Source organism: Nitrospina sp. P1_D6 (assembly GCF_052156615.1).
Lineage (GTDB): Bacteria > Nitrospinota > Nitrospinia > Nitrospinales > Nitrospinaceae > Nitrospina.
Window position 1 is genome coordinate 42,825 of the sequence record NZ_JBQKUN010000002.1, and the last position, 22,731, is coordinate 65,555.

The 22,731-nt window shown below is 58.5% G+C and carries 17 protein-coding genes; 11 read left to right on the forward strand and 6 right to left on the reverse strand.

Annotated features, from left to right (window positions below; all coding sequences use genetic code 11):
* The first annotated feature begins 65 nt into the window (after nt 1-65).
* The 3 genes from ACTRXA_RS03880 to ACTRXA_RS03890 all read left to right on the forward strand — a co-directional run bounded on the left by ACTRXA_RS03880 (nt 66) and on the right by ACTRXA_RS03890 (nt 5,462).
* Nucleotides 66-2,714: a valine--tRNA ligase gene (locus ACTRXA_RS03880; protein ID WP_442425898.1), complete on the forward strand. Its 2,649-nt coding sequence runs from the start codon at nt 66-68 to the stop codon at nt 2,712-2,714.
* 56 nt (nt 2,715-2,770) lie between these two features.
* Entirely contained in the window at nt 2,771-4,579 is a 1,809-nt protein-coding gene (gene pepF / locus ACTRXA_RS03885) for an oligoendopeptidase F (RefSeq protein ID WP_442425899.1), read from the forward strand.
* A 112-nt stretch (nt 4,580-4,691) separates the two neighbouring features.
* Nucleotides 4,692-5,462 carry a hypothetical protein gene (locus ACTRXA_RS03890; protein WP_442425900.1) on the forward strand — a complete coding sequence of 257 codons (771 nt, stop codon included), beginning with the start codon at nt 4,692-4,694 and terminating at the stop codon, nt 5,460-5,462.
* Here ACTRXA_RS03890 and dacB read toward each other — a convergent pair.
* Entirely contained in the window at nt 5,452-6,984 is a 1,533-nt protein-coding gene (gene dacB / locus ACTRXA_RS03895) for a D-alanyl-D-alanine carboxypeptidase/D-alanyl-D-alanine endopeptidase (RefSeq protein ID WP_442425901.1), read from the reverse strand. The two genes, ACTRXA_RS03890 and dacB, sit on opposite strands and share 11 nt — an antisense overlap.
* Nucleotides 6,985-7,160: 176 nt before the next feature.
* On the opposite strand from dacB, the gene ACTRXA_RS03900 reads away from it, so the two are divergent.
* Complete coding sequence (locus ACTRXA_RS03900) at nt 7,161-8,159, forward strand: adenosine kinase (RefSeq protein WP_442425902.1); 999 nt, start codon at nt 7,161-7,163, stop codon at nt 8,157-8,159.
* Between the two features lie 14 nt (nt 8,160-8,173).
* On the opposite strand, the gene ACTRXA_RS03905 is transcribed toward ACTRXA_RS03900, so the two are convergent.
* Nucleotides 8,174-9,238: a hypothetical protein gene (locus tag ACTRXA_RS03905; protein WP_442425903.1), complete on the reverse strand. Its 1,065-nt coding sequence runs from the start codon at nt 9,236-9,238 to the stop codon at nt 8,174-8,176.
* A gap of 128 nt (nt 9,239-9,366) precedes the next feature.
* On the opposite strand from ACTRXA_RS03905, the gene ACTRXA_RS03910 reads away from it, so the two are divergent.
* Together ACTRXA_RS03910 and ACTRXA_RS03915 are read left to right on the forward strand one after the other, a co-directional pair.
* Entirely contained in the window at nt 9,367-9,693 is a 327-nt protein-coding gene (locus ACTRXA_RS03910; RefSeq protein ID WP_442425904.1) for a hypothetical protein, read from the forward strand.
* Nucleotides 9,694-9,739: 46 nt separating this feature from the next.
* Nucleotides 9,740-10,384, forward strand: a complete 645-nt coding sequence (locus ACTRXA_RS03915) for an HAD-IA family hydrolase (RefSeq protein ID WP_442425905.1) — start codon at nt 9,740-9,742, stop codon at nt 10,382-10,384.
* A 15-nt stretch (nt 10,385-10,399) separates the two neighbouring features.
* On the opposite strand, the gene ACTRXA_RS03920 is transcribed toward ACTRXA_RS03915, so the two are convergent.
* Nucleotides 10,400-10,963, reverse strand: a complete 564-nt coding sequence (locus ACTRXA_RS03920; protein ID WP_442425906.1) for a hypothetical protein — start codon at nt 10,961-10,963, stop codon at nt 10,400-10,402.
* 279 nt (nt 10,964-11,242) lie between these two features.
* On the opposite strand from ACTRXA_RS03920, the gene mpl reads away from it, so the two are divergent.
* The 5 genes from mpl (at nt 11,243) to ACTRXA_RS03945 (ending at nt 18,346) form a co-directional block, all read left to right on the forward strand.
* Nucleotides 11,243-12,658, forward strand: coding sequence for a UDP-N-acetylmuramate:L-alanyl-gamma-D-glutamyl-meso-diaminopimelate ligase (mpl, locus tag ACTRXA_RS03925; RefSeq protein WP_442425907.1), 1,416 nt, complete (start codon nt 11,243-11,245; stop codon nt 12,656-12,658).
* Complete coding sequence (locus ACTRXA_RS03930) at nt 12,658-13,755, forward strand: hypothetical protein (protein WP_442425908.1); 1,098 nt, start codon at nt 12,658-12,660, stop codon at nt 13,753-13,755. Before mpl ends, ACTRXA_RS03930 begins: the two co-directional genes overlap by 1 nt.
* 103 nt (nt 13,756-13,858) lie before the next feature.
* Nucleotides 13,859-14,767, forward strand: coding sequence for a radical SAM protein (locus ACTRXA_RS03935; protein WP_442425909.1), 909 nt, complete (start codon nt 13,859-13,861; stop codon nt 14,765-14,767).
* A gap of 157 nt (nt 14,768-14,924) precedes the next feature.
* Nucleotides 14,925-15,473 carry a thioredoxin family protein gene (locus tag ACTRXA_RS03940; RefSeq protein ID WP_442426336.1) on the forward strand — a complete coding sequence of 183 codons (549 nt, stop codon included), beginning with the start codon at nt 14,925-14,927 and terminating at the stop codon, nt 15,471-15,473.
* A gap of 20 nt (nt 15,474-15,493) precedes the next feature.
* Nucleotides 15,494-18,346: a UPF0182 family membrane protein gene (locus ACTRXA_RS03945; RefSeq protein ID WP_442425910.1), complete on the forward strand. Its 2,853-nt coding sequence runs from the start codon at nt 15,494-15,496 to the stop codon at nt 18,344-18,346.
* Between the two features lie 34 nt (nt 18,347-18,380).
* Here the strand turns inward: ACTRXA_RS03945 and purF are convergent, their stop codons facing one another.
* The 3 genes from purF to purQ are packed head-to-tail and all read right to left on the reverse strand — an operon-like array spanning nt 18,381 to nt 22,724.
* Nucleotides 18,381-19,817, reverse strand: coding sequence for an amidophosphoribosyltransferase (gene purF / locus ACTRXA_RS03950; protein ID WP_442425911.1), 1,437 nt, complete (start codon nt 19,815-19,817; stop codon nt 18,381-18,383).
* Nucleotides 19,795-22,029 carry a phosphoribosylformylglycinamidine synthase subunit PurL gene (purL, locus tag ACTRXA_RS03955; protein ID WP_442425912.1) on the reverse strand — a complete coding sequence of 745 codons (2,235 nt, stop codon included), beginning with the start codon at nt 22,027-22,029 and terminating at the stop codon, nt 19,795-19,797. The genes purF and purL overlap by 23 nt, the downstream gene beginning before the upstream one ends.
* Nucleotides 22,026-22,724, reverse strand: a complete 699-nt coding sequence (purQ, locus tag ACTRXA_RS03960) for a phosphoribosylformylglycinamidine synthase subunit PurQ (RefSeq protein WP_442425913.1) — start codon at nt 22,722-22,724, stop codon at nt 22,026-22,028. The genes purL and purQ overlap by 4 nt, the downstream gene beginning before the upstream one ends.
* Nucleotides 22,725-22,731 lie beyond the last annotated feature (7 nt).

Below are 22,731 nucleotides of genomic sequence, written 5' to 3' on the forward strand. Positions count from 1 at the left end.
GCCGGTGGCACACTTTCATTCCCCGTCATGACCCTGGGACACACGAAACACCCTTTTTTCAGTTTATGATTCAACTCGACAAGAAATACCAGCCGCAGGAAGTGGAGGACAAGTGGCTCCGCCACTGGGCGGAACACCGCCTGGCGCATGCCGATGAAACCCGGGACAGCGAGACCTTCTGCATGGTCATCCCGCCGCCCAACATCACCGGCTCCCTGCACATCGGCCACGCCTTCAACAACACCCTGCAGGACATCCTCGCCCGCTGGAAACGCATGCAGGGGAAAAACACCCTGTGGCAGCCGGGCACCGACCATGCCGGCATCGCCACGCAGAACGTGGTCGAACGCCAGCTCGCCGCCGAAGGCACGACGCGCCACGACATCGGCAGGAAAGCCTTCATCGAACGCGTGTGGAAATGGAAGGGCGAATCCGGCGGCAACATCAACAAGCAGCTGGTGCGGCTGGGCTGTTCGCTGGACTGGGAACGCGACCGCTTCACCATGGACGAGGGCCTGTCCAGGGCGGTGCGCGAAGTGTTCGTCACGCTCTATGAAGACGGGCTCATCTACAAGGGCGACTACATCATCAACTGGTGCCCGCGTTGCCAGACCGCGCTGTCCGATCTCGAAGTCGAGTACCAGGAAAAACAGGGGCACCTGTACCACATCCGCTATCCGTTCCAGAATGGAGGGGATCATGTCACCGTCGCCACCACGCGTCCGGAGACCATGCTGGGCGACACCGCGGTGGCCATCAACCCGGAAGACGAACGCCACACCGGGCGGGGCGGCAAGGTTCTTCTGCTCCCCATCCTCAATCGCGAACTGCCGATCATCGAGGACAGCTACGTCGATACCGAATTCGGCACCGGGGCGTTGAAAGTCACTCCGGCACACGACCCGAACGACTTCGAACTCGGTCGCCGGCACAATCTGCAATCAATCAACGTCCTGCATCCCGACGGCACCATGAACAGCGAAGCAGGACCGTTTGAAGGCCAGGACCGCTTCGAGGCAAGGAAGAACGTCGTCGAGGCCCTCAAGGACCGCGACCTGCTGGAGAAGATCGAAGACCACACCCATTCCGTCGGCCACTGTTACCGTTGCAAGACGGTGGTCGAGCCGTACCTCTCCAAACAGTGGTTCGTGAAGACCGAGCCGCTGGCCAAACCGGCCATCGAGGCAGTGCGCAGCGAACAGATCAAAATCGTCCCCAAATTCTGGGAAAACACGTACTTCGAGTGGATGGAAAACATCCGCGACTGGTGCATCAGCCGCCAGATCTGGTGGGGTCACCAGATCCCCGCGTGGACCTGCGGCGACTGCGGCGAGTTCACCGTCGCGCGGGAAACCCCGGACGCCTGCAAACACTGCGGTGGCAAGCAGCTCACGCAGGAAACCGACGTTCTCGACACCTGGTTCAGTTCCGCCCTGTGGCCGTTTTCGACCCTGGGCTGGCCGGAGCAGACCGAAACGCTGAAGAAATTCTACCCGACCACGGTGCTCTGCACCGGCTTCGACATCCTGTTCTTCTGGGTGGCACGCATGATCATGATGGGCCTCCGATTCCGGAAGGACATCCCGTTCGAGTACGTGTACATCCACGCCCTCATTCGTGATGCCGAGGGACAGAAGATGAGCAAGACCAAGGGCAACGTCATCGATCCTTTGGTCATGATGGACAAGTACGGCACCGATGCGCTTCGCTTCACCCTGACGGCGTTCGCCGCGCAGGGACGCGACATCAAGCTCGCCGAGGACCGTATCGACGGCTACCGCAATTTCTGCAACAAGCTGTGGAACGCATCGCGCTTTGTGTTCATGAACCTGGAGGATTACACCGGCACCTGCGACCTTCAGGAGCACACCGACCGCAGTCTCGCCGACCGCTGGATCCTGAGCCGCCTGAACAAAACCTGCACCGAGGTCAACGCGGCGCTGGAGGCGTTCCGCTTCAACGACGCGGCCAACGCGATCTACAAATTCCTGTGGAACGAATACTGCGACTGGTACATCGAGCTGTCGAAATCGCGCCTCAATGGCTCCGGGCCGGAACGCACCACCACGCAGAACGTCATGCTTTACGTGCTGGAGTCGTCGCTGAAACTCCTGCACCCCATCATGCCGTTCATCACCGAAGAGATCTGGCAGAAACTGCCCCGCGAGGGTGTGAGCATCATGGTCGCGCGTTACCCGTCGCCCGATTCCACGCTGAACGACGAAAATGCGGAAAAGGCATTGCAGGTGGTGATGGACGTCATCACCCGGGTGCGCAACATCCGCGGCGAAATGAATTTCAATCCCGGTCAGATGCTGGATGTCCACATCAGGACATTCGATAAAGACCAGGAGAGCTTGCTCGAAAGTAATAAAGGTTATATCAGGGATTTGGCCCGGGTTTCGGAAATGATTCTCGGTCCCAATATCGAAAAACCGAAAGCGGCCGCGTCTGCCGTTTTAACGGGTCTGGAACTGTATGTTCCCCTGAAAGGGTTGATGGATTTCGACGAGGAAAAAAAGCGGGTCGAAAAAGAGTTGAAAAAAATCGACAAAGACATGGTATTCTTGAAGCAGAAACTATCCAACCCAAACTTCGTTGACAAGGCGCCTCCCGAAGTCATCGCAAAGGATCAGCAAAGGCTTGAAGAGTTGTCCGAAAAGCAGGCCAAATTGCAGGTTCATTTAAAAACGATTGTTGAAGCGACGTCCTGATTCAATCCCCTGTATCGTATTGACGTCTTGATTTTGTTTCGTGGCCGGACTCACGCATGGATGCCACCAGTGAACTGTTGACCCGTGACCAGGTTCCCGAGAACGCAAAGTGGGACCTGCAGGGCCTCTACTCCTCGAATGAAACGTGGGAAGCGGATTTCCTCTCGTTGGAATCTCAACTGGAAACCTACGCGACCTATCAGGGCACGCTTGGGGAGTCCCCCGCACGGCTGAAGCAGTGCCTCAAATTCGACATGCAGTTCTCGCAGACGCTGGATGCGGTTTACACCTATGCGCACCTTCGAAGCGACGAGGACAAGACGCATCCCGGCAACCAGGCGAATCACGAACGGGTGTCGCGGCTGCTCACGCAATACCAGCAGGCACGCAGTTTCATCAGTCCGGAGTTGATGGCGATTCCGGAAGAGACCATGAAGCAGTTCCTGGAAGACCCGGAACTGGAGTTCTTCCGTTTTCATCTCGAAAAGGAACTGCGGTACCGTCCGCACACGTTGCCGAAATCCGAAGAAGAGCTGTTGGCCTCGGCGTCGGAGGTGGCACAGTCGCCGCAAAAAGCGTTCACCATGCTGGACAACGCCGACCTGCAACTGGGGTCGGTGGAAGACGCCGAGGGGCGCCGGATCACGATCACGCACGGCAATCTGCAAAGCCTTCTGCAGAATTACGACCGCAACCTGCGCAAAAACACGTTTGAGACGTTTTACAAGGCCTACGAGGGACACCAGCACACGTATGCGGCTTTACTGGCAGGAAGCATCAAGAAGGACATCTTTTTCGCGCAGGCGCGGAAGTTTCCATCGGTTCGCGAGAAGGCGCTGTTTTCGGAAAACATTCCGGTAGAGGTTTACGACAACCTGATCGACAGCGTCCACAACAACCTGAAACCGCTGTACAAGTATTTCGACCTGCGCAAGCGCGTTCTGGAACTCGATGAACTGCACGTGTACGACGGAAGCGTGCCGCTGGTGCGCGACTTCAAGTGGGAGATGCCCTACGAAGAGGCGGTGGAGGACATCGCCCAGGCTCTCGCGCCCCTGGGGGAAGAATACGTCAACATCCTCAAGCGCGGCCTGCTCGACGAGCGCTGGGTGGACCGTTACGAAAACAAGGGCAAGCGCAGTGGCGCGTATTCATCCGGATGTTACGACTCGAACCCGTTCATCCTGATGAATTACCACAGCGACCACATCAACAGCGTCTATACGCTGGCGCACGAGGCCGGTCACTCGATGCACACGTACCTGTCGAAGAAAAACCAGCCGTTTCTGTACGCGGACTACACGATCTTTGTGGCGGAGGTGGCATCCACCTTCAATGAAGCGTTGTTGACCCGCTATTACCTCGGCCGCGAATTGAGCCGGGAGATGAAGATCTACCTGCTCTGCCGGGAAATCGACAATTTTCGCGGCACCCTGTACCGGCAGACCATGTTTGCCGAGTTCGAACACCGCATTTACGCGGCGGCGGAAGCCGGAAAACCGCTCACCGTGGACACCTTCAAGGAGCTGTACCACGAACTGCTGACGGTTTACTTCGGCGAGGGGGTCACACTGGACCCGTACCTCGACCTGGAATGCTTCCGCATCCCGCATTTTTATTTCGGCTTTTACGTGTACAAGTACGCGACCGGCATTTCCGCCGCGTACGCACTGGCCGAACGGGTGACCCACGGCGGCGACGCCGAACTGGCGGACTACCTGGGCTTTTTGAAGTCGGGCGGCTCCGCTTACCCGATCGACCTCCTCCGCAACGCCGGGGTGGACATGGGTTCGTCAAAACCCGTCGAAACCGCGCTCGGCAAGTTCGCCGACCTGGTGGATCAGCTTGAAGCGCTGATGGGTTGAAGCTTCGCCCCCGGCCAAAAACGCGGACGGTCAAACAGTCCCGGTTCGACAATCCCTATACAACAGAGACCCGTCGTGCCGATTAAAAACCTTTCGTAAAGGAACTCAGATCTTGCGAAATTCCAATTCCACGAACCAACCCAACCGGCAGAACAAAAACCGTCCCCGGTCCGGGAAAAACAACGACCAGGGCAACCGTCAGCGTTCTCAAGGCCCCGCCCGCAACCGGCAGGCCACGGAAATGTGGATGGACTCGAAGACCCTGACCTCGCACATACCTCAGGCAAACCGGTCCAACCAGCAATCCAACGGACGCCGCAACGATTCCCAGAACAACGGCAACGGCCGTAATAAAAACCGCAACCAGAACGGTCCGCAGAAAAATCGCGCGGCGAACCCGAGACAGGACAATCAGAACCGGCCGCGCAACGACCGCAATCAATCCCGTCCGGCACAGCAGACCGAGCCGCGCGCCAAAACCGCGCCGAGCAACGGCGATACCGCTTCGTCCGCTCCGTCCGGAAAACTGGTTGCGGGCATCGAACCGTTCGAGCTGTTCTGCGCGTACCACCTGGGCATCACCCGTGAAAAGGGTTACAAGCCGTCCAACATCAACGAGGTCGCACGGCGCTTCAACACGGAACCGGCATCGGTCAAGCAGGCCCTGCAGGAATACGACATGGACCCGGGTTCTCTGCTCGATCGCGATTTCGACATGGCGCTGGCGCAGTTGGACATCCAGGTGGCTCCGGAGGGAGTGGACCGGAAGGAACTCGCCAAAAACATTTACGAGGATTTTCAGAACGCGCCGCGCGCCAAGCGGGACTGGAAAAAGCTGCTGGAAGAGGACAGGAAGGAAAACCAGAAGATTTTCAAGGATTGATTGGGAAGGTTTCCACCTTTTGGTTCGACGGTGCCCCTGCGTCCGCACCACCACTCCGTTTGAAACGCAGGGCCAGGTCCAGAATATCGTCCTCCAGCTTCATGGCCTTTCCGTTCGAACAATTCAAATCGTTCAATAAAATCGAAAACGCAAAGCGCTCTCCATCCATCGACTGAAAATACCCGGACAACGCACTGACGTGATTCAGTGTGCCCGTCTTCGCCCGGATTTTCTGCGCGTCCCGGATGCCGTTCATGCGGTCGATCACGCTGCCGTCGATGCCCATCACCCCCAGGGCGGCAATGAACTCCGGAAAGATGGCAAGGTCGCGGTACGCGTCCTCCAGCACCGCCACGATCTGATCCGGCGACACCATGTTCTGGCGCGACAGGCCCGATCCGTCCACCACATTGTAACGGTCGTCATCGAATCCCAGGCTTCGCATGTACGCCTGCAACAGTTTCACACCGTTTTCCGTTGTCCCCGGTGCGCCGTACACATCCGCCGCCATCGTGCGAAGAATCTGCTCGGCGATGAAGTTGTTGCTGTATTTGTTGAGTCCGCGCAGGATGTCGGCCAGAGGCGGCGACTCGTGTTCGTAGAGAAGCCGCGCCCCATTCACCACGCGGCCGCGTTCCAGACCGCCTTCTACCGTCACCCCGGCCTGCTCGAGGTATTTGCGGAACACATGCAGGGTGTACCATTGGGGGTCGGTGACATTCAGGAAATATTTTTTGCGCGCCATGGTTTTCGGCAGGGTGCCGGTGACAATGATCTCATCGTACCCACGCCGCGGCAGCCGGTTGACGATCAACCGTTCGTGATCACGGCGGCTCTCTACTGTCCGGGCCGTGTTGTGGATGCGGATGTATTCGGTCGTCGGGTCCACCACCACGACCGGCGGTTCACCCGCCACAGGTGCCGGTTCCACGTACACGGTGACCGTATTGAAGTTGAACGACAACGCTCCCATCGGCGCAAGGTACGCCTCCGGTCCGCGATAATTCGCCCACGTCGCCACGCGGTCCTGGTCCTCAAAAAAGTGATTGTCGGCGATGAGGTTGCCTTCAATTTTCGTGATCGGCAGGTTGCGCAGCCCGTTCACCAGCACCCACATCTGTTCCGTCACCAGCCACGGATCGCCGAAGCCCTTGATGAACAGATCGCCTTTCAGCGTATCGCCTTCGATCCTGCCGTTGGTGTACAGCCGCGTGAAGAACCGGTAATCCGGGCCAACGCGTTTCAGCGCCATGGCGGAAGTGATCATCTTCATGTTGGAAGCGGGGGTGAACAGCACGTTGCTGTTTTTGGCAAGCAGCGTCGTTTTGCGTTCGAGTGAATACACCTTCATGCCGATGCGCGTGGTGCCGTTGCAGTCGCGGTCCAATACCGATTCGATGTCCGACCACAACTGAACGGCCGCGGGATCGTCATCCAAAGGTTGCGCGGACACGGAAACCGTCCACGCCAGCGCCGCGAGGATTACCAACAATTGATTGATTTTAATCATTTTATTCAGCATGGCCTTCAGATTTTACAAAGGACCCGCGGGCATTGCAATCTTTCATTGGTTTCCACCCGGGGCAACGCCCGGGAACAACGCGTTTTTCGCCGCCCGGTTGACCTCCGCCGCCGCTTGCGGTAGTTTTAAACCCTCACCCGGAATACAATGCATCCCATAACAAGGTTAGGAGGAACATGAGCTACGATTTGGTTGGCATCGGCAATGCGCTGGTGGACATTGAAGTGCGCGTCAAGGACGATTTCATACAACAGCACAAGTTCACCAAAGGGGGAATGACCCTGACCTCGCTGGAGGACCAGAACAAACTGCTGCAGGAATTCGACGGCGCGGCGCACAAAATCTCTTCCGGCGGATCGGCCGCCAACACCGTGCACGGCATGCGCGTGCTCGGCGCCAACACGTATTACCTCGGCCGCGTGGCCGACGACCGCTACGGCAAACACTACACGGAGGACATGCAGTCCTGCGGCGTGGGCTTTCCGGGTCCGGACGCGGCGGACACGGGCACCGGCACCTGCCTCATCCTCGTCACGCCCGACAGCGAACGCACCATGCTCACCAACCTGGGCATCTCCTGCGAACTGCATCCGGACAACGTGGACGAGACCATCGTCAAGACCGCCAAAACCGTTTACATCGAAGGTTACCTGTGGACCGGCGAGGAAACCCGTGCGGCGGCGGTCAAGATGGCCGACATCGCGCGCAAGAACCGCATCCCCGTCGCGTTCACCCTGAGCGACGCGTTCGTCGCCAATTCCTTCAAGGAAGACCTGCTCGATTTCATCCGGTGGAAAACCGACATCCTGTTCTGCAACGACGTCGAGGCCAAGGCCATGGCCGATTCGGATGATGCCGAAAAAGCGTTCGACAAATTGAAGCACCTTGCGGGAACCGTCTTCATGACGCGCGGCAAGGACGGCTCCTGGGTGGGCAAGGACGGCGATGACACCATTGCCGTCAACGCGTTTACGGTGAAGGCGGTGGACACCACCGGCGCGGGCGACCTCTACGCTGCAGGCGCGCTGTACGGACTCAACCAGGGCCTCAGCCTGAAGGAGTCGGCCATCATCGGTTCCTACTGCGCGGCCCAGGTGGTGACCCATTTCGGAGCGCGCATGCCTGCGCACTCGCACACGGACATCGACAAAATCCTGAAAAGTTATTCGGAGTGAGACCGGAAAGGATATCAGGGTTGCGGACCGATTTTCGGTCCGCCGGCCGTATCCTCGGGGGGGGGTTGCGGAATGTATTTGGCCACCCAGGCCCGGCAGTGCTGCGGAGCCAGTTCGCGGAATCCTTTCAACCGGCCTCCCCAGTGCATGGCCAGCAGACGGTAACATTCGCGCGCCAGCAGGTCCTCCTTTTCACGAAGCCGGTCGGCCTCGACCCGGATTGAAGTGCCGAGCCACGCGTCCTCGCCGAACACGCGCATGGCGGCAAACCGGAACGCACGGTAGCCGTCTTCATAAAACTTGAGGGTGCGCTTCAGGTCGTCAGGCGAACCGGGCCGGTCGCCGTGCCCCGGCACGTAGGCGGTGAACTCCATCTGGTTCAGCCGTTCGAGCACCAGCACCCGGCGCTCGATGCCTTCGCCTTTCTCCAGGTGCGGCACCCAGTTGGGAATGGCCCGGTCCGGCAGCAACCCCACCTTGAGGTCGGGCACGAGCACCAGCGTGTCGCCGTTGTCTTCGCCGCCGATGTGGTGCAATTCCAGCGTCATAAACTCGGTTGCCAGCCGGTAATCGGTGCTGAAGCTCATATGCGGCAGGGGGACCTGTGCCGGGTTGTGCGCCTTCAGTCTGGCGGCGATGATCTCCTGCGCGATGACCGTCACCTTGTCGCCGAAGCGCGAGGCGTCACCGATGTGCCGCGGGCTGTCGGTGGAATACACGATCACCGTCACCGGAAGTTCCGTCACCTCACGCATGGCTTTCTTGATGAGTTCCGCCGCGCCGAAAAGGGGGTCGGCCAGCACCACGCCGTCCGCCGTCACGGCAAACAGGGTGCAATCGGTGCCGTTCGAAAAAAAATACACGTCCTTGGCCAGTGGTTTCAGCAGGTAGCCTTTTTCCGGAAGCGTGACCGGTGCGCCCTCTTGTTGCGAAAACGCGGAAACGGAAGGGATCAACGCGTGCAGGGGATGGTTTTCCTCTATAGCGCTTTTTTTAACGGCGGGTTTGGATGCACAGCCCCACCCCAAACCCGTAAGGAACAGAAACAAAAGAACGATCGCACGTCCGGCGAGATCCATTCGGCGGGGATTATACATTTTCGCGGGAATTTGATACACTGCTCGTGACTTTCTCCAAATACGAGGCGACTGTATACAAAGTATTGCAGGCATTCCGCCGCCTGGCAACCTAATTTGAGGAGGCCCCGATGGATCGACGACGCATTTCCCTTTTTGCTGCACTTGTGATGCTTATTGGACTGACCGCCTGCGGCACCGTGGGCCGCGACTTCGACAACTCGAACGTCGAAAACATCCACAACAACGTCACCACCAAATCCATGATCGAGGAATGGTTCGGTGAACCCCATTCCACCGGCCTGCAGAATGGGCTGATGATGTGGACGTATCAATACGACCGCTACAGCACGTTCGGCAAGGACTGCTCGAAGGAACTGGTCGTGCTGTTCGATGCGAACGAAAAAGTGAAAGCTTATCGCTACAGCACCAACATCGAAGAAGACAAGAAAGAATGACGCCCCCTCCCCCCGCCTTCCGGCGGGGCGGAACGCACCTTCCCTCATGACCCCATTTTCGCTTTACGTGTTTGACTTCGACGGCACGCTCGTCGACACCAAGCTCGACATCGCCTATTCGGTCAACCTCGCCCTGCAGGAAATGGGACGCGAACCGTTGCCGAAAGAAGTCACCTTCGGCTACGTCGGCCGCGGCGTGCGCCACCTCATGACGCAGGCGCTGAACGGCGCCGGCGACGGCGATCTCGAACGCGCCGTCTCGCTGTTCATGAAGCATTACGAACAACACCTGATGGACCAGACCGACTACTTTCCGCACTGCCGCGACATCCTTCAACACTATGCGGACAAACAGCTCGCCGTGGTGTCCAACAAACCGGAGAAATTTGTCGAGCGGATCCTGGTGGAGCTGAACAGCCGGGACGTGTTTCAGAGCGTTGTCGGCGGCGACTCGTTCGAGAACAAGAAACCGGACCCGATGGGCCTGCGCCACGTGATTGAGGTGGCGGGATTGAATCCGGAGGACGTGTTGATGGTGGGTGACAGCGAGGTGGATGTCGCCACCGCACGGGCAGCAGGCGTGAAAGTGTGCGGCGTCACCTACGGCCACGCCACGCGGGAGGAAATGGCCTCCTACCACCCCGACTGGCTCATCGACGACATCAGTGAGATGAAAGGGTTGTTTGGGTGATTAAGGATAATCCATTTAATAAGCATTGCTCGATTGCTTGAATTTTATATCACCAATGAACCGCTCAAAAACATCTATATACTTCTTCGTCCCAATGTATTCAGCTTTTAATTTGCGATTTAAAAAGTGAACTTCAACTTTGATCAATTTCCCACCCAAATCCTTAATTAAGTACTCTTCCCAAAGACAAGGCGCGCCATTTCCTTTGCAGGAATCAAGTTCAACCACGCTTTGATTCGGGTCAAGATCAGCCAACATTTTGATGGTATCCGGATCCGGTTTGGCGAACGAGTCCCAAACGTAAATGGAATCTCCACAACCAGTAACTCCATTGCAAATCATTAAAGAGCGTTCATTGGGATTATTTTTTGATAAATAATATTCGTCAGGAATCCATATTTCGTATTTTTCTCTCCAAACAAACGAGGATGGGGTTGAAGCGTTTAACGACCAATAACGAATATACGAAATGAATTGGTAACCGTAAAAATGGAACATGATGATAAATAATATGAAAATGGAGCATATCCATTTTTCTCGTTTGGAAATTTGAAAAAAAGGCTTTAATACCTGCCTCATATTTTTTATCCTCGTTCTCGGTACATTTTATCTCCCCTAAACCGACTGCTTTAGACCTTGCAATACTCTGGAAATGGCCCAGATTTGCTCTCTTCCAGTATAAGGTTACAAATCCCCAATACCAGATCGTTCCGCCCCTAGGACAAAGGTGCATACAAATTCGAGAGGTTCCTGAAAAGCCCCCCATGATCCCTTCACATTCAACTCATTGTTTTAAAGCTACTTTCCCCACTCTATCCCTTGACTTTCCCATAGGTTGGGCCTAGAATTTCTGCTTCCATGAAATCCGAATCCAACGCCCCTCAATCCATCTACCTCATCGCCGTCTGCGGCACCGGGATGGCTTCGCTCGCCGGCCTGCTCAAAAAATCCGGCCACCGCGTTTTAGGCTCCGACACCAACATCTACCCGCCGATGAGCACGCTCCTGGAACAGATGGGCATCGAGGTCCGCCCCGGCTACAAGGCGGACAACATCACTGGCGACATCGACCTCGTCGTCATCGGCAACGCGGTGTCGAAGGACAACGCGGAAGTGGTCGCCGTCCAGCAGGCGGGCATTCCGTACATCTCCTTCCCGCAGGCCTTGGCGCGGTTTTTTCTCGAAGGACGAACGTCGCTCGTGGTCACCGGCACGCACGGCAAAACGACGACCACCGCGCTCCTCGCGTGGGTGTTCGAGGCGGCGGGACGCAAGCCGGGCTTCATGGTCGGCGGCTGGCACAAGAATTTCGACAGCAACCACCAGGTGCCGGAGGGCGACTTTTTCATCACCGAGGGCGACGAATACGACACGGCGTTCTTCGACAAGGGACCGAAGTTCCTGCACTACCGCCCGCACGGCGCGATACTGACCGGCATCGAGTTCGACCACGCGGACATCTACCGCGACCTCGACCACATCAAGGACGCCTTCCGCCGTTTCGTGGAAACCGTTGACCCGGAGGGCTTCCTTCTGGTGGAATGTTCCGATGGCAATATCAAGGACGTGCTGGAGGGCGCATGTTGCCGGGTGGAGACCTACGGGTTTTCCAGGGACGCGGACTGGCACATCGCTTCGTTCGCCTGCAATGACGGCACCAGCGAGTTCGACCTGCACCATCAGGGACGTTACATCGCGCGGTTTTCCCTGCCGATGATCGGCCGGCACAACGTGCTCAACTGCGCGGCGGTGGTGGCGGTGGCGCACAACTCCGGAATTTCGGTGGAAGAGATCGCCTCGGCCCTGCCTTTCTTCAAAGGCATCAAGCGGCGGCAGGAGGTGGTGGGAGAGACGAACGGCGTGGTGGTGATCGACGATTTCGCGCACCACCCGACGGCGATCGACCTCACTCTCGACGCGGTGAAGGAAGCGTGGCCAGGGCGCACGCTGTGGGCGGTGTTCGAGCCGCGCTCAGCCACGTCCAAGCGCAACGTGTTTCAGTCGCGCTTTCCCGACAGCTTCCTGAAAGCGGACAGGACGGTGATCGCGGCCGTGCCTGCACCGGAAAAAATCAAGGACGATGAACGGCTGGACCCCGCCGCGGTCGCCGAGGCCCTGCAGGCGCGCGGCAAAGAGGCCTGGCATATTGAAACGGTGGCGGATATCGTAGACCATATCGCGCAACACCACACGTCGAACGACGTCGTGCTGGTGATGTCGTCCGGCGGCTTCGACGGCATCCATCAGAAACTGCTCGACCGGCTGGGAGCATAATGAACACGCTTGGAAAACTGAAACTCGATCTGATGGGACGCGGCGTCGTGTTGCCTGAGGCGGTGCGCAGGGACGAACTCGTCGCCGCCTCGATGTACAAAGACCGCGGCCGCGACGAGCTGGCATTCCTGCTGTCGGAGGATTTCTTCGTGCGCGCGGCGGTGCAAACGGAGGGCGCGGACAGCCCGACGCTTCATATCGAGAAAGACCGCTTCGTGCTCAGCCACGGCCCGAACGAAACCGGCGTGCGCCTCATCCCGCCGCCGCAGTTTTTGCAGGTGGCCGATCCGGCGAAAAAACCGGTGGCGGCGAACATCCAGATGGACGGCTACTGCCTGAACCTGTTCCTGCGCGCCGACCCCAAGACCGAAAAGCTGAACATGCCGGAACGCGACATCATCGCCCTCATCCGCTCGGCGTTCGAGGAAGGCGTGGCCGACCTCGTGCAGTTGAACCTCGAGTTCTGCGAAAAGGAAGACCGCTGTCTGCACGCCATGACGCCGGTGATGAAAAGCATCAAGAAAAACTTCCGCACCTTCGTCGCCCTGCGCGGGTTCCTTCCGGACGACCTGGCGACCATCGACCACATGTACGCCGCCGGGGTGGACATCATGGTGTTCGCGTTCACCGGGGCGGGTGCGTCGCAGGGAAAAGAACAACGCGCGCTGGAATACTCGACGGGCGTGTTCACGCCGGGATCGGTGTTCATCGAGGTTGGGTTCGGTCACGGCGACCTGTCGGCGGTGCAGGACCAGATCTCCCTGTTGACAAAAATGGGCGTGATCCCTCTGCTCAAACTGCCGGAAGACGGCGTGCGCGATAAAGCCGAGTTCGAGCGCATCCACACGCTGGTCGAACATCTCGCAAAGAGCGCGCAGAAGGATCGCCTCAACCTCAAATGGCTATACCCGTCCGGGCGGATGGTGACGCCGCTCGACGCGCCGTTTTTCATGGAACCGCCGGAGACCGCGCGGCTGGCCCTGCGTCCCGTGTACAAATCGCGCCTCGGACGCACCGCGCTGGAAGGCTTCGCCGCCCTGCGCCGTAAATTGCGCGTCAAGAACATCAGCGATTCGTACGAGTCCGCCGGACTGTAAGTTCCTGTAAGGTTTCCTCCCCCGCTTCGACTCATCCTCACGCGGCCCCGACCCGGCCCTAATGGAGTTGATCCGCAAAATCCCTTTCTGTTAGGATTGCATTATGGAACTCGCACCGAAGGTCCCCATTCCAGAGCAGGCGCCGGTGATCGAAAAAGTCCCGGAAGTGCCGATGACGGGGCTCGAAACCCTGTGGCTCCAGATCGGCGGCACCCTGTGCAACCTCGCCTGCACGCACTGTTTCATCAGCTGTCACCCCAAAAACGACACCATCCCGTTCATGACGCTGGAACAGACGCGACTGCGGCTGGAGGAATCGAAACGGCTCAACGTGCAGGATTACTACATCACCGGCGGCGAGGTGTTTCTGAACCCGGAGATCTTCGAAATCCTGGAAGCCATCCTCGAATACGGGCCGTGCACCATCCTCACCAACGGCCTGCTGTTGACGCCCAAACGCGTCGAGCGGCTGGCAGCCATTCAGGACAAGGCCGCGCACGCAATGCATTTTCGCGTCAGCCTCGACAGCCTCGATGAAAAGGAAAACGACGCCATCCGCGGCGAAAACTGTTTCCGCCTCGCGCTTCAGGGCATGGCCAACCTGTCGAAAGCGGGTTTTTCGACTCATCTGACGATGGTCCGAAGCTGGGACGACGAGGAAGACCCCGTCTGGGAGGAAAAAGCGCTCGCTTTCATGAAAGAGCACCACGTTCCCGACCCGCAGGTGAAGTTTCTTCCCGGCTTCCTGATGGGCGAACTGGCGCGAACGGAACGCGGTTATCACGAAAACGAACGCGTCACCGAAAAATGTTTCGAGAACTATCCCATCACCAGCCTGCAATGTTCGTCGTCGCGCATGGCCACTTCCCAGGGCGTGTACGTATGCCCGATCCTCGTTGAAGAACCCTCTGCGAAAATGGGCGACACGCTGGAAGAAACGATGCGCCCGTTTCCCCTGGATCATCCCGCGTGCTACACCTGCCGGATTTCCGGCATGACCTGCAAAAGCTGACCCTTCCTTATACAGCATACAGCCTGTTTCGCGTTCCCATTTCCGGTTGAGTCCCCCCGGACCGCGTGCTAGCATGGATTCATTCCAGATTGCCACGCCCCAACAGGCGTCCGGCTCGCATGCATACCGGACTTTCATCCATAATAAGGAAAGCATCATGGCATTGGCCCACTCTACGATGGTTCCGCTGGGAACCCAGGCTCCGGACTTTTCCCTGCCCGGCACCGACGGCAAAACGTACTCGCTGGACAGTTTTAAAGACACCGAAGTGCTGGTGATCATTTTCATGTGCAACCACTGTCCTTACGTGAAAGCGGTTCTGCCGCGCCTCATCGACCTGCAGAACAAATTTGAAGACAAAAGCGTGCAGATCATCGGCATCAATTCGAACGATGCCGTGAAGTACCCGGACGACTCCATGGAAAACATGAAAAAAATCGCGAAGGAAAAGAACATCCCGTTTCCATACCTGTTCGACGAGACCCAGGCCGTGGCGAAAACGTACGACGCCGTGTGCACACCGGACATTTACGTTTTCGGTCCGGAACGGAAACTCCTGTACCGCGGCCGCATCGACGACAACTGGGAGCATCCGGAACAGGTCACACGACGCGACCTGGAAGACGCCATCAACGCCATCCTCGATGGTCAGCCCATGCTGGAGGAACAGATTCCTTCGATGGGATGCTCCATCAAATGGAAATGAACAGATAACGAAATAAACTTATGAGACTGTCCCGCAAATGGTTCGTGGCCCTCGTCGCAGTGGTCCTGTTTTTCCTGCTGTTCACCGAAAAGCTGGTTTCCTTTTATATCGACCTCGTCTGGTTCGAAAAATATGGACTGTTGTCCGTTATCTGGACCATCCTCGGCTCGCAGTTCGGCTTCGGGTTTCTGTTCGGCGGCCTGTTTCTGGCCGTGACCTTCGGCATTCTCCGGCGCGTGTACCAGAAGACCTCGCACCTGCCGGTGATCCTGGCCGATCAGACCCGGCGCGACATGCCGTTTCTGGAAATGGTGGCCGACAACCTGAAACCGCTGGTGCTGCTGCTGCCGTTGGTGTTCAGCGTGTTCATCGGCCTCATTGCGGCGGAACGCTGGGACGTGACCCTGAAATTCCTCAATCACGTCAAATTCGGCGAAGCCGATCCCATTTTCCATAAAGACTATTCCTTTTATCTTTTTACGCTGCCCTTTCTGGAGATGGTGAAAGGCTGGCTGTGGGCGGGGCTGGCGTTGATCGGTTTCGGCGTCTCGCTCATTTACTTTTTCAAACAATATATTTTCCTGTCGCCGAAAGGCTTCGCCACCCTGCCGGAAGCGCGCCGGACTCTGTCGTTGCTGGCCGCCTTTGCGTTCCTGAACCTGGCCTTCGACATGTACCTGCGTCGCTACGGATTGCTGATCCAGTCCAATTCGCAGGTGGTGGCGGGCATCAGTTATGTCGATGACTGGGGCCGCCTCCCGGCGTACAACCTGCTCATCGTTCTGTCTTTCGTCGGCACGGCGCTCAGCATCTTCAACATCAACCGGGAAAACCTGCGCCGCATCTTCATCTGGGCCGGCGCGGTGGTGGTGATCTATGCCGTCGGCAACGTGTATCCCGGCCTGTTGACGCGGTTCGTCGTCGCACCCAACGAACTGGAAAAAGAAACGCCGTATATCGAGCACACCATCGCCGGCACCAATCGCGGTTTCGATTTGAAAGGCGTGGAAGAAAACGTGCTCACCGGCGCCAACACGCTGGACGCCGAAGCCGTCCGCAAAAACGATCTGACCATCGAGAACATCCGGTTGTGGGACCAGGCCCCCCTGCTGGACACGCTGGGCCAGATTCAAGAGATCCGCACCTACTACCAGTTTAAATCGGTGGATAACGACCGTTACATCCTAGACGGCAAATACCAGCAGACCCTGCTGTCGCCGCGCGAACTGGATTCCACCAGCCTGCCCAACCGCACATGGATCAACGAGCACCTGACCTTCACCCACGGCTACGGCCTGTCATTAAGCCCCGTCAACCAGATGACGCCCGAAGGACTGCCTGTTCTTCATATCAAGGACATTCCGCCGCAGTCTTCGATCAACCTGCAGGTCACACAGCCGGAAATCTATTACGGAGAGATGACGAATGACTACGTGTTCGTCAACACCGGAACCGAGGAGTTCGACTACCCCAAAGGCGAAAAGAACGTTTACAAAAACTATGAAGGCAAGGGCGGCATTGCGGTCAACTCCTTCCTGCGCAAAGTGATGCTGGCGACCCGTTTCAAAACCACCAAGATCCTGTTCTCGAACGACATCTCCAACGAAAGCCATGTGCTGATGTACCGCAACATCACCGAGCGCGTGCAAACGGTCGCGCCGTTTCTCAAGCTGGACCGGGACCCGTACCTGGTGATCACCGACGCCGGCCGGCTGAAGTGGATCTACGACGCCTACACCACGAGCGACAAGTTTCCCTACTCGCAGTCGATCCGCGATCCGGAAGTCATCCGCGGCGTCGCCAATTACATCCGCAATTCCGTCAAGATCGTCATCGACGCCTACGACGGCGACATGACCTTTTACATCACGGAACCGGACGACCCCATCATCGCCACCTACGCAAAACTGTTCCCGGCCATGTTCGAGCCGCTGGAGAAAATGCCGGACGACCTGCGCAAGCACATCCGCTACCCGGCGGACCTGTTCGCCATCCAGGCGTTCGTGTACGGCACCTATCACATGGAAACGCCGCAGGTGTTCTACAACAAGGAAGACCAGTGGCAGATTCCCGTGATCGACGGCACGCTGATGCAGCCCTACTACACCATCATGAAACTGCCGAAAAAGGACAAGGAGGAGTACATCCTGATGCTGCCCTTCACCCCGCGCAACAAGGAAAACCTGTCGGCGTGGATGGTGGCGCGCAGTGACGGCGCGCACTACGGTAAGATGGCAGCGTACACGTTTCCAAAGCAGAAGCTGGTGTACGGGCCGTCGCAGGTCGTGGCGCGCATCAACCAGGACGCGGTGATCTCCCGCCAGATTTCATTGTGGGATCAGCGTGGGTCCAACGTCATCCAGGGCAACCTGCTGGTCATTCCCGTGGATGAATCGTTAATCTACGTGCGCCCGCTGTACCTGAAGGCGGAAGGGGGCAAGATTCCGGAACTGAAACGCGTGATCGTGAGCTATCTGGACCAGGTCGCCATGGAACCCACTCTCCAGCAGGCCCTGGCGAAAATTTTTCCGGGCCTCAGCACCCAGGATCTGCCGGATACGATCATCGACGAAAGCGGTGAGAAAAAAGGTGTGATGGCCCGCGCCAAGGTCGAGGCCAAAACCGAAACCGAACAGACCCTGGCGGCGCCCACGGGCAGTATCGTGCTCAAGAAGTCGGACTACCTGAAGATCAAGGAACACTACCAGCGCGCCCTGCGCTCGCAGAACCTTCTCGACAATGCGTTTTCGGGCTACAAGGAAGACCTGAAGGATTTGGGGACTCTGCTTGAAAACGCAGAGGTGATGGAGCCATCCGTGGAGAAGAAAAAGAAGGAAGCCACCGCTCCGCCGACTGAAACGCCCTCTCCCTGACGGGCGCCTGCCTGCGGGGCCTGCCCCGGAGGGGTCACACGTCCGGCGTTTCGCTCCCGAAGAGTTGCAGTTGCACCGGTTGATGGCCGCGGCCGTCGATGTCCACCGGGTACTGCCCATCGAAACACGCCGAGCAGAACTTGCCACTGTCCTCGTCCATCACCTTCAGCATGTTTTCCAGGTGCAGGTATTCCAGTGAATCCGCCGTGATGAAGTTACGCGTTTCCTCCAGCGTATGGCGGGAAGCGATCAGTTCGTCCCGGTTGGGCGTATCGATGCCATAAAAACAGGGGAACAGGGTCGGCGGTGAACTGATGCGTACGTGCACCTCCTTCGCTCCGGCATCGCGTACCATCTTCACGATCTTGCGGCTGGTGGTGCCGCGCACGATGGAATCGTCGATGATGATCACCCGTTTGCCCGATATCAGCTTCTTCACCGCGTTCAGTTTCACCTTCACGCCGAAGTGACGTATGGGAGACTGCGGTTCGATGAACGTGCGCCCGACGTAGTGATTGCGAATGAGCGCCATTTCGAACGGAATGCCGGATTCTTCCGAGTAGCCGAGCGCGGAGAGATTCCCCGAGTCCGGCACCGGCACCACGATGTCCGCATCCACCGGAGACTGGTTCGCCAGAGCTTTCCCCATGCGCTTGCGCACCGAATAGGTGTACTCGCCGAAAATCAGACTGTCCGGCCGGGCAAAATAGATGTGTTCGAAAATACACCGCCGCGTCTCCTTCCGCTGGAACGGGAAAAAGGACTGCAACCCGTCTTCGTTGAGGAGGATGACTTCACCCGGCTGGACCTCCCGCAGGTATTCCGCTTCTATGAGGTCCATGACACAGGATTCCGATGCCACGATGTACGCGCCATCGAGCATGCCCAGGCACAGCGGGCGGAAGCCGTGCGGGTCGCGGGCCACGACAACTTCGTGTTCTGTCATCAGCGCCAGCGAATACGCCCCCTGCACTCCCGCCAGCGCCTCGATCACACGGTTGACGAAAAGTTCCTGGTGGCTGTGCGCGATGAGGTGGACGATCACCTCGCTGTCGTTGCTGGACTGGAAGATCGCTCCTTCATCGACCAGCGCTTCGCGGATCTGGTCGGCGTTCACCAGGTTGCCGTTGTGGGCGAGCGCCATCGATCCTTTGGCGTAGTTGATGAGACAGGGCTGGGCGTTGACGATCTGGCTCACGCCCGCGGTGGAATAACGGTTGTGGCCGATAGCGATGTTACCGGGAAGTTTTTTTATGCGCTGGGAGGTGAAGATGTCCGCCACCAGGCCCATGCCCAGTTCGACGTACATCTTGCCGCGGTCGCTGGTGGCAATGCCCGCGCTCTCCTGCCCCCGGTGCTGAAGGGCATAGAGGCCGAGGTAAACGAGGTTGGCCGCTTCGGGGTGACCGTACACAGCCACCACGCCGCATTCCTCGTGAAATTTGTCGTTAGCGGGAAACTCGACTGGCATAACCGCTCAAAGAATGTTTCCAGATATCCGCGAGCGTCTCCACATCTTCCTGGATGTAGGGCTCGTTATTGATGCTGAACCGGAACGCCGACCCGCCGACCGTGCCCAGCATTTGAAAGGCCACGCCCGCCTTCTCCGCGTCGGATTGCAGGCGCTCCAGACTTTCCTCTTTAAAGGAAACCAGAATGCGCGACTGCGACTCGGCGAAGGCCACTGCGTCCGGTCTCAACGTAGATTCCATTTCCACCACCGCACCCAGCGGTTCCGGTCCGGAGAAGCACGACTCCGCCAGCGCCACCGCCAGCCCGCCTTCGGAGCAGTCGTGCGCCGAGGCGATGAGGTCGTTCTGGATCCAGTCGCGGCACACCTGCTGGACGTCCATTTCTTCCCTGGGATTCAATACAGGAGGTTTGCCCTGGCACCGGTTGAAAATACGTTTCAGGTATTCGCTGCCGCCCAGTTCTTCCAGCGTCAGGCCCAACAGGCCGATCTTGTGCCCTGGCCGTTTGAACCACTGGGTCATGTGCCGGGACCGGTCCTCCAGCAACCCCACCACCGCCACGGTGGGTGTCGGAAATATCGCTTCGCCTTTAGTTTCATTATAGAGACTGACATTCCCACTGACCACAGGAATGTTGAAAAACCGGCAGAAATCCCCAAGACCCTGTACTGCCTGCTGGAACTGCCACATGATTTCGGGGTTCTCCGGGTTGCCGAAGTTGAGGCAGTTGGTGACGCCAATGGGCTCCGCCCCGGAGCAGGCCAGGTTGCGGCAACCCTCGGCCACAGCGATCTGCGCTCCTTGAAAGGGGTCGAGGTAACAGTAACGGCTGTTGCAGTCCACAGAGATGGCCAATGCCTTGTCGGAGTCCGGCACACGCAGAACGGCGGCGTCCGACCCCGGCAGAACCAGCGTGTTCAAACCCACCATGTGGTCGTACTGGTCGAACACGATTTCCTTGCTCGCAATGGTCGGGCTGGCCAGCAGTTTTTTGAGTGCGTCGCCGCCGGGGGCAACCACCTCGATCTCGTTCAGGTCCAGGTGCTGGACGGCGTCGATGTATTTGGGTTTGCGGGTGGGGCGGTGCGTCTCCGTGGCGCCGTGCACCACGACCTCGATGGGGAGGTCCACCACCACCTCGCCGCCGAAGCGGATACGCATGTGGCGGTCGTCGGTGACACGCCCGATGACGGCGGCGTCGAGGTCCCACTTGCGGAAAATCTCCAGCGCTTCTTCCTCGTGGCCGCTTTTGATGACGAACACCATGCGTTCCTGCGATTCGGACAGCATGATCTCGTAGGCGTTCATGCCCTCCTCGCGCATCGGCACCGCGTCGAGGTCCAGCTCCACGCCGCTGTCGGCACGCTCGGCCATCTCGAACGACGACGACGTGAGCCCCGCCGCGCCCATGTCCTGCACGCCCACCACCCAGTCCTTCTGCATGATCTCAAGACAGGCTTCGAGCAGAAGCTTTTCCATGAACGGATCGCCCACCTGCACGGTCGGGCGTTTTTCTTCCGTCGAGTCGTCGAACTCCGCCGACGACATCACCGCGCCGTGAATGCCGTCGCGCCCGGTTTTCGAGCCGACGTACACAATGGCGTTGCCGACGCCCGAGGCGCGGCCGAGGAATATCTTGTCGGCCTTCACCAGCCCCAGGCAGAACACGTTCACCAGGATGTTGCCGTCGTAGCAGTCGTCGAAGTAGATGTCGCCGCCAACGGTGGGCACGCCGATGCAGTTGCCGTAACCGGCGATGCCTTTCACCACCCCGTGAAACAGGTAGCGCATTTTGGGATTGTCCGGGTTGCCGAAGCGCAATGAGTCGAGAAGCGCGATGGGACGCGCGCCCATGGTGAAGATGTCGCGCAAAATGCCGCCGACGCCCGTCGCCGCACCCTGGTACGGCTCGATGAACGACGGGTGGTTGTGGCTTTCGATCTTGAACACCGCCGCCAGCCCGTCACCGATGTCCACCACGCCCGCGTTCTCGCCCGGTCCCTGCAATACGCGGGGGCCTTCGGTGGGCAGGGTTTTCAGGTGTGGCTTGGAGCTTTTGTAACTGCAATGCTCGCTCCACATGGCGGAGAAGATGCCGAGTTCGACGAGATTCGGCTTGCGTCCGAGCAGGTCGCAGATGCGGTCGTATTCCACGCGGGTGAGCCCGTGCTGGGCGGCCTGTTCGGCGGTGATGAGCGACGGCGCACTCATGCCCGCACCCCGGTTTTGTGGAACAGCGAATCGAACAGCTTCTGACCGTCGATCTGTGGCCATACCGGATCGGCACAGCGCTCCGGATGCGGCATCATGCCCAGCACATTGCCCGCGTCGTTGACGATGCCCGCGATGTTGGCGAGCGAGCCGTTGGGATTGGCGTCCCCGGTGACGTTGCCCTTTGGGTCGCAGTAACGGAAAACGACGCGTCCGGTTTCTTCCAGCCGTTTCATCGTGTCGGCATCGGCAAAATAACTGCCCTGCGCGTGGGCGATGGGGATGTTCAACACTTCACCGGATTCGCAGGAGCGGGTGAAGGGGGTGTCGACGTTTTCCACCTTCAGGTATACGTAGCGGCATATGTAATTCTGTGTTCTGTTGTCGAGAAGCGCGCCGGGGAGCAGTCCCGCTTCCACCAGGATCTGGAAGCCGTTGCAGATGCCCCACAGCAAGCCGCCCCTGTTGGCGTGTGCGACCACGGCTTTCATGATCGGCGAGAAGCGCGCGATCGATCCGGCGCGCAGGTAGTCGCCGTAGGAAAACCCGCCGGGCAGGACCACCAGGTCGAACCCGTCGAGCGACGTGTCCTTGTGCCAGACCATCCTTGTGTCCGCGCCATAGACGTTTTTCAGGATGTGGACGCAGTCGCGGTCGCAGTTGGAGCCGGGAAATGTGACGACGCCGCACTTCATGATTCGA